This is a genomic window from uncultured Dechloromonas sp. (genome assembly GCF_945957265.1).
Taxonomy (GTDB): Bacteria; Pseudomonadota; Gammaproteobacteria; order Burkholderiales; family Rhodocyclaceae; genus Azonexus.
On sequence record NZ_CAMFKO010000025.1, the window covers coordinates 50,520 to 61,302 of the forward strand.

Sequence of the window (10,783 nt, forward strand, 5' to 3'; positions counted from 1 at the left end):
CCCTGCGGGGCCTGAATTTTTCCCATGCGCATCGAAGCCATCCGCCAAGTCCTCCACGCCACCGGCGCCAAGGACTGCCACGCGGAACGCGTGCTGCGCGCCTGGACGCAGGGCCGGCCGCTCGACAGCGGGCCGCGCCACCAGCCGGCCGCCGATTTTCTCCCCCTCGGGCTGCGCAACGCCCTGCCCGGGCTCTCGGCAGAACTGGACGGCCTGGCCCGCATCCGCTCCGAACATGCCGGCGAAGACGGTGCGCGCCTGCTCGTCGAACTCGCCGACGGCCAGCTGGTGGAGAGCGTCCTGCTGCCCCGCGACGGCCTGTGCATCTCGACCCAGGTCGGCTGCGCGGTCGGCTGCACCTTCTGCATGACCGGCCGCGACGGCCTGCTGCGCCAGGTCGATAGCGGCGAAATGGTCGCCCAGGTGGTCCTCGCCCGCCGCCAGCGCAAAGTGAGCCGCGTCGTCTTCATGGGCATGGGCGAGCCCTCGCACAACATCGACAACGTCCTCGAAGCCATCGACGCCCTGGGCACCTACGGCGCCATCGGCCACAAGAACCTGGTCTTCTCAACCGTCGGCGACTACCGCGTCTTCGAACGGCTGCCCGCCGAACGCGTCCGCCCCGCGCTGGCCATTTCGCTGCATACGACGCGCCCCGAATTGCGCCGGACCCTGCTGCCCAAGGCGGCGCCGATAGCCCCCGACGAACTGGTCGAACTGGCCGAAGCCTATGCCCGCCAGACGGGCTATCCGATCCAGTACCAATGGACCCTGATCGAGGGGATCAACGACAGCGAAGCCGAAATGGACGGCATCGTCCGGCTGCTGGCCGGAAAATATGCGCTGATGAACCTGATTCCCTACAACACGACCGCCGCCCTCGACTATCGGCGTCCGCCGGTCGAGCGGGTGACCGCGCTGACGCGCTACCTGCACGCGCGCGGCATCCGGACTACCGTACGCAACTCGGCCGGGCAGGATGTCGATGGCGGTTGCGGGCAGCTGCGCGCGCGCAACCTGGAAACCAAGAAGCCCCAGCGGGTTCGGATACACCGACAAACTACGGCGAAAACCGAGTCAGCTGACTGAGTCTTCCGGAACGACCCGGTTCTTGCCGGCCCGCTTGGCCCGGTAGCAGGCCTCGTCGGCGCGGCGCATCAAGCTCATTTCGTTGTCGTCGGCGTGGCAGAGCGCGACGCCGATGCTCACCGTGCAGGCAATCGCCCCGCCCACAGGCGAAGGCGTCCTGACCTGGGCAAATGCGCTGCGCAGGCGTTCGGCGATGAGCAGGGCGGCCGGCCCGTCGGTTTCCGGCAGCAGCACCACGAACTCCTCCCCGCCGTAACGGAAAGCCGAATCGGAGCGGCGCAGGCATTGATGAATGGCGTTGGCCAGGCTTTGCAATACCCGATCGCCGCCGAGATGGCCGTGGTTGTCGTTGACTGCCTTGAAGTTGTCGCAATCCAGCGCCAGCAGGGCCAGCGGCCGGCCGTAGCGGGTCGCACGATCGATTTCGACCGGCAGCACCTCGCGCATGTGGCGCGAATTGAAAAGCCCGGTCAGCGGATCGGTCTGGCTCAAGGAACGGTAGCGCTCCTCGCTGTCGCGCAAGGCCTCCTCGGCCCGCCGCCGCTCGCTCACATCCTGCAGCGTCTCGATCGCCCCGATCACCTTGCCGTCCGCATTCCTCAGCGGCGCGGCCGTGAAGAACAGCCAGCTGCCGGCGGGGCCGAGATTCGGAAAGAAATCCTCGGCTTCGTAGCCGCCGTTGATCAGGGACGAGCTCCGGAAACGACCGTGATACAGGCGATCGACCTCGCGCTCGCCGACGCCATCGATGATCAGGTCGGCCAGGATCGGGCGCTGCACGGGATAGAAGCTTTTCCAGTGATCGCTGGTACCGATCATTTCGCTGGCCGGAACCCCGCTCAAGGCCTCGCAGGCGCGGTTCCAGTGCGTCACCACATGGCGCGCATCGATCACCGCGGTTGGCACGGAGGAGCCGTCAATCACCTGGGCCAGATAGGCTTCCTTGTCGCGCAGGGCCGCCTCGGCCCGCCGACGCTCGGTGACGTCCTGCAGGGTCTCGATGGCGCCGACGATCCGCCCGTCGGCATCGCGCAAGGCCGCGGCAGTGAAGAACAACCAGCGGCCACCGTCGCCGAAGGCCGGGAAGAAATCCTCGGCTTCGTAGGCGTCGGCGATCAGCGCCGATTTCGAGAATTTTCCATGGTAGTAGCGGTCGACATCGTCCTCGAGCACGCCGTCGACCACGAGATCGGCCATGATCGGGCGTGCCGAGTCGTAAAAAGCACGCCATTGCTCCGAACGGCCGATCATGTCCTCCGCCGGTACGCCGGTCAGCACGGCACAGGCGCGGTTCCAGTGCGTGACCCGGTGATCGGCGTCGATCACGATGGTCGCCACCGGATTGCCCTCGACCAGTTGGGTCAGGGCGATGCCGTTGCTGGGACTCGCATGCTGCATGAGGAAACAGCCCTCTCTGTCGGTTAGAATGGTTCATGCAAATATCGCGCAGGCGGCGCCAAATAACAATGATCTGCGTTAACCACCCGTGAAAAAAGCCCAAATCGAGCAGTTTTATACCCGCTTGCGCGACGCCAACCCGGCGCCGACGACCGAGCTGCACTACGCGACCCCGTTTCAGCTGCTCATCGCGGTCATTCTCTCCGCCCAGGCAACGGACGTCGGCGTGAACAAGGCGACCGCCCGCCTTTTTCCCGTCGCGCCGACGCCGGAGGCCATGCTGGCCCTCGGCGAAGAACGGCTGCTCGAGTACGTCAAGACCATCGGCCTGTTCCGCACCAAGGCGAAGAACGTCATCGCCACCTGCCGGATGCTGGTCGAACTGCATGGCGGCGACATCCCGGCTAACCGGGAAGCGCTCGAGGCCTTGCCCGGCGTCGGCCGCAAGACCGCCAACGTCGTGCTCAACACGGCCTTCGGGCAACCGACGATCGCGGTCGACACGCACATCTTCCGTCTCGGCAACCGGACCGGGCTGGCCCCCGGCAAGACGGTGGTCGAGGTCGAGCAGAAGCTGCTGCGCGTGACGCCGGACGAATTCAAGAAAGACGCCCACCACTGGCTGATCCTGCACGGCCGCTATGTCTGCAAAGCACGAAAACCGGAATGCGCGCGCTGCGTCGTTATCGACCTGTGCGCCTTCCGGGGCAAAACCGCATGAAGGCGGCCAGCAGCCTGGTCACCGGCAGCAGGCCAACGGCCGAGCTTGCCCACGAAGCGGTGAGCCATGCCCTGGCCCGCGCCGGGGTGGACCGCGCCGACAACGTGCTCCTCTTCCTGAGCCGCGACTATGCCCGCAATCCCCAGCCCGCCGTGCTCGCCGCGGCCCGGGCGGCCGGCTGCCTGTCGGTCTGCGGCACCACGGCCAGCGGCCTGCTCACCGAACGCGGCTGGCAGCTGGATCAATCGGCTGCCGCGGCGATGATTATCTCGGCACCGGATTTTGCCGCGCCGCCCGATGAACTGCTGCTCTCGTTCTCGTCCCACGGTCTTTTGCCCTTCGGCTGGCAGGCCGATACGCCGCGCGCCGGCTTGCTCGACTCCGATGGCGCGACCTGGTCGCATGGCCGGCTGGCCGAGCACGACAGCGCCGAACTTCGCCTGCCGGGCATGCGCGCCAGCCAGATTGCATCGACCGGAATGCGCATCCTCGGCGAACTTCACCTCGTCGACCAATGCCGGGGCTACGAGCTGCAACGGGTAGGCGGCCATCGTGCCATCGACAGCCTGTGCCGCGTCCTGCCCCCCGACTTGCGCGAACACCCGCCCTGGCACCAGATTGCCGTGCTGCGCCATGCCGACGAACCCGGAATGGCGATCCTGAGCGCCAATGCCGATGGCTCGCTGATGCTCTCCGATGTCCTCAAGCCGGGCGAATCCATGCTCTGGGCGATACGCCAGCCGCTTGCCGCCGAACAGCAGATTCGCACCGCCTTCGCCAGCCACCGCGAACGCCACGCTCCCCCCGCGTTTGCGCTGATGTTCTCGTGCATCGGACGCGGGCCGCTCTTCTACGGCAACGACGACCGCGACCTGCAGGCCTTCCGCGAACATTTCCCGGACACGCCGCTGCTCGGCGCCTATGGCACCGGCCAGATCATTCATCGGGCCGGCAGCAACCAGTTGTATCACAATGCCGTCCTGACCCTGCTTTACGAAAGCTCCCATGTTTAATCCCTCCCGCGAACAGGTGCGCCGCTTCTTCTGCGATGCCTGGAAAAAACACCTCGACCGTTTGCCCCTGGTGGGTGCCGAAGTCACGGCTGCCGACATTGCCGCCCGGCACCCGGAATATCATGCGCTGCTGGAAAATGCGGATGCGGCGGTCAACCAGGAATGGGTACCGGAGGGCGGGGCGATGAATCCCTTCCTGCATCTTTCGCTGCACCTGGCGATCCACGAGCAGGTGAGCATCGACCAGCCGCCGGGCATCCGCCTGGCGTTCGAGCAATTGCGGGCGCGCATGGACGCGCACGATGCCGAGCACGTGCTGCTCGAATGCCTGGGCGAAACGATCTGGCAGGCCCAGCGCAACGGCCAGGCGATGGATGCCATGGCCTACGTGGACGCCGTGCGGCGCAAAGCCATGCTGGTCGGTAGTCGCTAGTCATCGGTTGCTGGCAACTACCGACTAGCAACTGCCCTTAGCCTTCGTCCGAAGGGGGCGCCACCTTGATGACTTCCTCGAGGGAGGTCTGCCCCTGCGCCACCTTCAAGGCGCCGGAAATGCGCAGCGGCCGCATTCCTTCGCGGAAAGCCTGCTCGCGCAGCTTGGGTATGTCGGTGATCGGCTTGATCTGCCTGCGGATTTCCGGCGAATTGAGCAGCACCTCGTAAATGCCCACCCGCCCGGTATAACCGGTCATCCGGCATTCGAGACAGCCGACCGGCTGCCACAGCTGCGCCGGCTCGGCCGATTTCCACGGCGCCACCAGCGCGCGCCAGGCGGCCCGCTGATCCTCGGTAATCGGCGCCGCCTTCTTGCAATGCGGACACAAGGTGCGCACCAGGCGCTGGGCCATGACGCCGAGCAGGGTCGAATTGATCAGGTAGGCCGGCACGCCGAGGTCGAGCATGCGGGTGATCGCCGACGGCGCATCGTTGGTGTGCAGGGTCGACAGCACCAGGTGCCCGGTCAAGGCCGCCTGGATGGCCATCTCGGCCGTCTCCAGGTCGCGGATTTCGCCGATCATCACGATATCCGGGTCCTGGCGCATCAAGGCCCGCACGCCGTCGGCGAAACCGAGGTCGATGCTGTGCTGGACCTGCATCTGGTTGAACGACGACTCGACCATTTCGATCGGGTCCTCGATGGTGCATACATTCACTTCCGGCGTCGCCAGTTGCTTCAGCGTGGTGTACAGGGTCGTCGTCTTGCCCGAACCGGTCGGCCCGGTGACCAGGATGATGCCGTTTGGCGAAGCCGTCATCTGCTTCCAGCGCAACTGGTCGTCATCGGAAAAACCGAGCGAACGGAAATCCCGCACCAGCACCTCCGGGTCGAAGATGCGCATGACCAGCTTTTCGCCGAAGGCCGTCGGCAGGGTCGACAGGCGCAGCTCGACCTCCTGCCCGGCCGGCGTCCGCGTCTTGATCCGGCCATCCTGCGGGCGGCGCTTCTCGATCACGTCCATGCGGCCGAGCAGCTTGATGCGGCTGGTCATGGCGTTCATCACCGCCATCGGAATCTGGTACACCTGATGCAGCACGCCGTCGATGCGGAAACGGACGATGCCCAGGTCGCGCCGCGGCTCGACGTGGATGTCCGAGGCGCGCTGGTCGAAGGCGTACTGCCACAGCCAGTCGACGATATGGACGATGTGCTGGTCGTTGGCATCAAAGGTCCGGTTGCCCTTGCCCAGTTCGACCAGTTGCTCGAAACTCGACAGGCCGCTCGTCACCTCGCCGCGCGCCGCCGCCTTCTTGACCGATTTGGCCAGGTTGAAGAACTCGACCAGGTAGCGCCCGATGTCGTCCGGATTGGCCATCACCCGGCGGATGTCCTTGCGCAGGATGTGCTGCAGCTCGGCGACCCACTCGCGAACGAAGGGCTCGGCCGTGGCGATCACCACCTCGCGCGTCGTCACCTGCACCGGCAGGATGCCGAAACGGGCCGCATAGGCGCTCGACATCACCTCGGCGACGCCGGTGAAATCGATCTTCAGCGGGTCGATGTGCAGGTAGTCGAGCCCCGTCCGCCCGGCCAGCCACTCGGTCAGGTTTTCGAGGTTGAGCAAGTGGGTTGGCGGCTTGGCGCTGCGCCATTTCTGGTCGGCGATGACGATCAGCGGATGGAGCTTGCCGCCATGCAGACGGCGCTCGCTCTTCAGGGCGTCGGCCGCCTCGCGATCGACGAGGCCATCCTCGACCATCCAGTCGACAACCTCGGCGAGAGTCAGGCGATGTTCGCCTACGTTCCTGTCATTCATGCGCGGCAATATAGCATGCGGGTCGTCAGGTTTTGACGCGATCGGGGTCGGTTTGCATGCCTTTACAGGCGGCCGGGCGCTGTCCGCCTAACGCTGGCGCAAGGGCTTCAGCAGTCCCGACAGGCCGTTGTGGTCGATTTCCTGCATCAAGGCCAGCAAACGGCCGATTTCCCCCGGTGGAAAACCTTCGCGGGCAAACCAGTTCAGGTAGTTCCCCGGCAAGTCGGCCAGCAACCTGCCCTTGTACTTACCGAAAGGCATCGTCCAGGTGACCAGCCGGAGCAGATCCTCCGGATTCATCGGCTGGCGGCCCGCCACAGGGGATAAAGCCCGAGCAGGCCCAACAGCGGGCCGGGCAGCAACAGCCAGGCGATGCCGCTCCCCCAGCTGGCTATCCACGCCGTCCCCAGCTGGATCGAGACCATGGTGATGGCAAAACCGATCGAATTCTGAAAGGCCAAGGCACTGCCGACAATCTCCGGCGCGCAGGCCTTGGCGGAAAGCGCGGAAAAATGTGGCGAATCGGCCACCACCGTCGCACCCCACAGGAGCAGCAGCAAGAGCTTGGCCCAGGGGGCCCAGTCGCCGGCCAATGGAAACAGCGCGCAGCAAGCCGCCGACAGCGCCAGGGCCGTGGCTGCCACCCGGGCGCTGCCGATGCGCTGGCTCCACCAGCCACCGAACAGGCAACCCAGCGCACCGATGCCGATGACGGCGAACGCCAGTCCGGAGACCTGGGTAGTGCCCGGATTCGCCAGTCCGCCGATGACGATCAGCGCCGGCGTCAGCGCCCAGAAGGCATAGAGTTCCCACATGTGCCCGAAATACCCCAGGGCCGAAGCGCGAAACTGGCGCTCGGTATAAGCCTGGAAGACCCGGCCGAGACGCAGTGGCGGCGCGCCGTGCCGGCGCTTCAGGTGCGGCCCGTCGCCAAGGCGGAAAATCAGGGCCGCGGCCAGCAAGGCCAGCACCGATGACACAAGGATGGTGGCCTGCCACGCCCCCCCGGCCCCCGCCAGGCGAATCCCGTGCGGCAAGGCCGTGCCCAGCGTCAGCATGCCGACCAGTTGCGCCAGTGCCGCCCCTGCCCGCTCCGGCACCCAGCTGACGACCAGCTTCATGCCGAGCGGATAGACGCCCGCCAGGCAAAAGCCGACGGCGAAGCGCAAGGGCACCGCCCAGGCCATGCCGTCGGCCAAGCCGGCGAATGCGGCGTTGCAGGCGGCCCCGAGCACGGCGCAAACCGCGAAAATCCGGCTGGCCGGAAAGCGGTCGGCCAGGCCGGAAATGGAAAAGGTCAGCGTGCCGAGGATGAAGCCGAGCTGAACGGCATTGGTCAGGGTGCCGATATCGGCCGGCACGATGCCCCAGGCGCGGATCAGATCGTCGGCCGCGCTGTTTGCCGAAAACCACAGCGAGGTACCGAACAACTGGGCGATGACAATGACGGGAACGGGATTCGGCATGATGGAGGGGCGCAATGGAACAGCCGCAAGCATACCTTCTAAGTCCCTCCATGCCTCGGACGGCGCGCCACTTCGGTAAAATTCCGGAATTCGCCCACCTCGCTGCCGCATGCGCCCCAACCCGCCACCCAACTATCTCGCCGGCTATCCAGCCCACCTGGTCGACTCGGTACGCCACGCCATTGCGCAAGGAAAGCTGGCCGGTGCCCTGCTCGGGAAATATCCGCAAGCCCACGACATACGCACCGACCGGGCGCTTTACGAGTACGTCCAGGACATTCGCAATCGTCATCTGAAAAATACCGCCGCCCTCAGCAAGGTGGCCTACGACAGCAAGTTGCAAACCCTGCAAAAAGCGCTTGGCACCCACACCGCGATTGGCCGGGTACAGGGCGGCAGGATCAAGGCCAAACGGGAAATCCGTATTGCCGGGCTGTTTCGCGACATGCCGGGCGACTTCCTGCGCATGATCGTCGTGCATGAACTGGCCCATCTGAAGGAGTCGGAGCACAACAAGAGCTTCTACCAGCTCTGCCGGCACATGGGGCCCGATTATTTCCAGCTGGAATTCGATCTGCGCGCTTATCTGAGCTACCTGGACGCCGGTGGCGAAGCGCTCTGGGCGATCTCGCCAGCCAGCGGACAGGATGGCCCCGGCAATGCAAAAGGGCCGCCCGAACAGGCGGCCCTTGGGCGATGCAAGCCGCTTAGCGGCTAAGGCGAATCACTTCGCCGACAAGGCCATCATCAGGTCGTTGATGCGCTTGACGAACCCAGCCGGATCATCGAGCTGCCCGCCCTCGGCCAGGGTGGCCTGCTCGAACAGCAAGGCCGCCCAGTCGTCGAAACGGGTCTCTTCGTACTTCAGGCGCATCACGGCCGGGTGCTGCGGATTGATTTCCAGGATAGGCTTGACGTCCGGCGCCTTCTGGCCGGCCGCCTTCAACAGGCGGGCCAGGTTGCCGGATGGGTCGTGCTCGTCGGAAACCAGGCAGGACGGCGAGTCGGTCAAGCGATAGGTGACGCGCACGTCCTTGACCTTGTCGCCGAGCGCGGCCTTAACCTTCTCCAGCAAATCCTTGTACTCGTCGGCCGCCTTCTCGGCTTCCTGCTTCTCGGCTTCGTCTTCCAGCTTGCCGAGATCGAGGCCGCCCTTGGCGACGGATTGCAGCTGCTTGCCTTCGAACTCGGTCAGGTGGCCGACCACCCACTCGTCCACGCGGTCGGACAGCAGCAGGACCTCGATGCCCTTCTTCTTGAAGATTTCCAGATGCGGGCTGTTGCGGGCGGCATTGAAGCTGTCGGCCGTAACGTAGTAAATCTTTTCCTGGCCTTCCTTCATGCGGGCGATGTAGTCGGCCAGCGAAACCACCTGCTTGTCGCCATCGCCCTGAGTCGACGCGAAGCGGATCAGGCCGGCAATCTTGTCCTTGTTCGCGTGGTCCTCGCCAACGCCTTCCTTGAGCACGGCGCCGAAGGCTTCCCAGAACTTGGCGTACTTCTCCTTGTCGGCCGCCTCCTCGCTGTTGGCCAGGCCTTCCAGCATGGACAGCACCTTGCGCGTGCAGCCGCTGCGGATGTTGTCGATATCCTTGCTCTGCTGCAGGATCTCGCGCGACACGTTGAGCGGCAGGTCGGCCGAATCGACCACGCCGCGCACGAAGCGCATGTACAGCGGCATCAGCTGCTCGGCATCGTCCATGATGAATACGCGGCGCACATAGAGCTTGATGCCGTGGCGGGCATTGCGGTCCCACATGTCGAACGGCGCGCGGGCCGGAATGTAGAGCAGCTGCGTGTATTCCTGCTTGCCTTCGACGCGGGCATGCGTCCAGCACAGCGGGTCCTCGAAGTCATGGGCGACGTGCTTGTAGAACTCGGTGTATTGCTCGTCGGTGATATCCGACTTGCTGCGCACCCACAGGGCGTTGGCCTGGTTGACCGTCTCGTCTTCGTCGGTCTCGATCTGCTCGCCGTCCTTCCACTCCTCCTTCTTCATCACGATGGGCAGGGTGATGTGGTCGGAATACTTGCGGATGATGGACTTCAGCTTCCAGCCGCCCAGGAAATCGTCCTCGCCGTCGCGCAGATGCAGGATGACATCGGTGCCGCGGCCGGATTTCTCGACCATCTCGACGGTGTATTCACCCTCGCCGGCCGATTCCCAGCGCACTGCCTGATTGGACTCGACCCCGGCCCGGCGGGAAATCACCGTCACCTTGTCGGCGACGATGAACGACGAGTAGAAGCCAACGCCGAACTGGCCGATCAAGTGCGCATCCTTGGCCTGGTCGCCGGTCAGCGCGGAGAAGAATTCCTTGGTGCCGGACTTGGCGATGGTGCCGAGATGGGCAACCGCCTCGTCGCGGCTCAGGCCGATACCGTTGTCGGAGATGGTGACCGTGCGGGCCGTTTTATCGAAGGCGACGCGGATCTTCAGTTCCGCATCGTCGCCATAGAGCGCCGCGTTGTTCAGCGCCTCGAAGCGCAGCTTGTCGCAGGCATCGGAGGCATTCGACACCAGCTCGCGCAGGAAGATTTCCTTGTTGCTGTACAAGGAATGAATCATCAGGTGCAGCAGTTGCTTGACTTCCGTCTGGAAGCCGAGCGTTTCGCGGTTTGCGGTTGCGGACTCGGACATGCGTGAAACTCCCATTGTTCAAAACAAAACGTAGGTTTGGATATGGGGACACGCGCCTGGAATTCAAGGCATTATTTTTCCGATTCTTCGTCCGGTAGCCTAAAAGCAAAAACCCCGTTACTGGACAGTAACGGGGTTTTTAATGGGGAGTCTGGCGTTGACCTACTTTCGCGAGCGGAAGCTCACTATCATTGGCGCGA

At 64.7% G+C, this 10,783-nt stretch carries 10 protein-coding genes; 5 read left to right on the plus strand and 5 right to left on the minus strand.

The features are described 5' to 3' along the window. Positions 1 to 24 precede the first annotated feature (24 nt). Positions 25 to 1,089, plus strand: a complete 1,065-nt coding sequence (locus Q0P59_RS13545; RefSeq protein WP_295007117.1) for an RNA methyltransferase — start codon at positions 25 to 27, stop codon at positions 1,087 to 1,089. On the opposite strand, the gene Q0P59_RS13550 is transcribed toward Q0P59_RS13545, so the two are convergent. Next, positions 1,078 to 2,487 carry a diguanylate cyclase gene (locus tag Q0P59_RS13550; RefSeq protein WP_295007119.1) on the minus strand — a complete coding sequence of 470 codons (1,410 nt, stop codon included), beginning with the start codon at positions 2,485 to 2,487 and terminating at the stop codon, positions 1,078 to 1,080. The genes Q0P59_RS13545 and Q0P59_RS13550 overlap by 12 nt on opposite strands. Before the next feature lie 88 nt (positions 2,488 to 2,575). On the opposite strand from Q0P59_RS13550, the gene nth reads away from it, so the two are divergent. Genes nth through Q0P59_RS13565 form a run of 3 tightly spaced genes read left to right on the plus strand, consistent with a single transcriptional unit; the run spans position 2,576 to position 4,654 of the window. After that, on the plus strand, positions 2,576 to 3,208 hold the full coding sequence (gene nth / locus Q0P59_RS13555) for an endonuclease III (RefSeq protein WP_295007121.1): 633 nt from the start codon (positions 2,576 to 2,578) through the stop codon (positions 3,206 to 3,208). Continuing rightward, positions 3,205 to 4,221 (plus strand): FIST C-terminal domain-containing protein, encoded by a 1,017-nt coding sequence (locus tag Q0P59_RS13560; protein WP_295007123.1) that lies wholly within the window; start codon positions 3,205 to 3,207, stop codon positions 4,219 to 4,221. The genes nth and Q0P59_RS13560 overlap by 4 nt, the downstream gene beginning before the upstream one ends. Further along, a complete protein-coding gene (locus Q0P59_RS13565; protein ID WP_295007125.1) occupies positions 4,214 to 4,654 on the plus strand; it encodes a DUF1841 family protein in 441 nt (146 codons plus the stop codon). Before Q0P59_RS13560 ends, Q0P59_RS13565 begins: the two co-directional genes overlap by 8 nt. A gap of 37 nt (positions 4,655 to 4,691) precedes the next feature. Here Q0P59_RS13565 and Q0P59_RS13570 read toward each other — a convergent pair whose 3' ends face one another. The 3 genes from Q0P59_RS13570 to Q0P59_RS13580 form a co-directional block, all read right to left on the minus strand. Next, positions 4,692 to 6,476 (minus strand): type II/IV secretion system protein, encoded by a 1,785-nt coding sequence (locus Q0P59_RS13570; protein ID WP_295007127.1) that lies wholly within the window; start codon positions 6,474 to 6,476, stop codon positions 4,692 to 4,694. Positions 6,477 to 6,563: 87 nt separating this feature from the next. Then, complete coding sequence (locus Q0P59_RS13575) at positions 6,564 to 6,776, minus strand: DUF3820 family protein (protein WP_295007129.1); 213 nt, start codon at positions 6,774 to 6,776, stop codon at positions 6,564 to 6,566. Further along, positions 6,773 to 7,942, minus strand: coding sequence for an MFS transporter (locus tag Q0P59_RS13580; protein WP_295007131.1), 1,170 nt, complete (start codon positions 7,940 to 7,942; stop codon positions 6,773 to 6,775). The genes Q0P59_RS13575 and Q0P59_RS13580 overlap by 4 nt, the downstream gene beginning before the upstream one ends. Positions 7,943 to 8,051: 109 nt before the next feature. On the opposite strand from Q0P59_RS13580, the gene Q0P59_RS13585 reads away from it, so the two are divergent. Next, positions 8,052 to 8,660, plus strand: coding sequence for a YgjP-like metallopeptidase domain-containing protein (locus tag Q0P59_RS13585; RefSeq protein WP_295007133.1), 609 nt, complete (start codon positions 8,052 to 8,054; stop codon positions 8,658 to 8,660). A gap of 6 nt (positions 8,661 to 8,666) precedes the next feature. On the opposite strand, the gene htpG is transcribed toward Q0P59_RS13585, so the two are convergent. After that, positions 8,667 to 10,583, minus strand: a complete 1,917-nt coding sequence (gene htpG / locus Q0P59_RS13590; protein ID WP_295007135.1) for a molecular chaperone HtpG — start codon at positions 10,581 to 10,583, stop codon at positions 8,667 to 8,669. Between the last annotated feature and the right edge of the window lie 200 nt (positions 10,584 to 10,783).

Bases quoted from the DNA above. Each gene is read 5' to 3' on its own strand.
- Q0P59_RS13545 (WP_295007117.1), top strand. From the start codon at position 25: ATGCGCATCGAAGCCATCCGCCAAGTCCTCCACGCCACCGGCGCCAAG.
- Q0P59_RS13550 (WP_295007119.1), bottom strand. From the start codon at position 2,487: ATGCAGCATGCGAGTCCCAGCAACGGCATCGCCCTGACCCAACTGGTC.
- Q0P59_RS13560 (WP_295007123.1), top strand. From the start codon at position 3,205: ATGAAGGCGGCCAGCAGCCTGGTCACCGGCAGCAGGCCAACGGCCGAG.
- Q0P59_RS13565 (WP_295007125.1), top strand. From the start codon at position 4,214: ATGTTTAATCCCTCCCGCGAACAGGTGCGCCGCTTCTTCTGCGATGCC.
- Q0P59_RS13570 (WP_295007127.1), bottom strand. From the start codon at position 6,476: ATGAATGACAGGAACGTAGGCGAACATCGCCTGACTCTCGCCGAGGTT.
- Q0P59_RS13575 (WP_295007129.1), bottom strand. From the start codon at position 6,776: ATGAATCCGGAGGATCTGCTCCGGCTGGTCACCTGGACGATGCCTTTC.
- Q0P59_RS13580 (WP_295007131.1), bottom strand. From the start codon at position 7,942: ATGCCGAATCCCGTTCCCGTCATTGTCATCGCCCAGTTGTTCGGTACC.
- Q0P59_RS13585 (WP_295007133.1), top strand. From the start codon at position 8,052: ATGCGCCCCAACCCGCCACCCAACTATCTCGCCGGCTATCCAGCCCAC.
- htpG (WP_295007135.1), bottom strand. From the start codon at position 10,583: ATGTCCGAGTCCGCAACCGCAAACCGCGAAACGCTCGGCTTCCAGACG.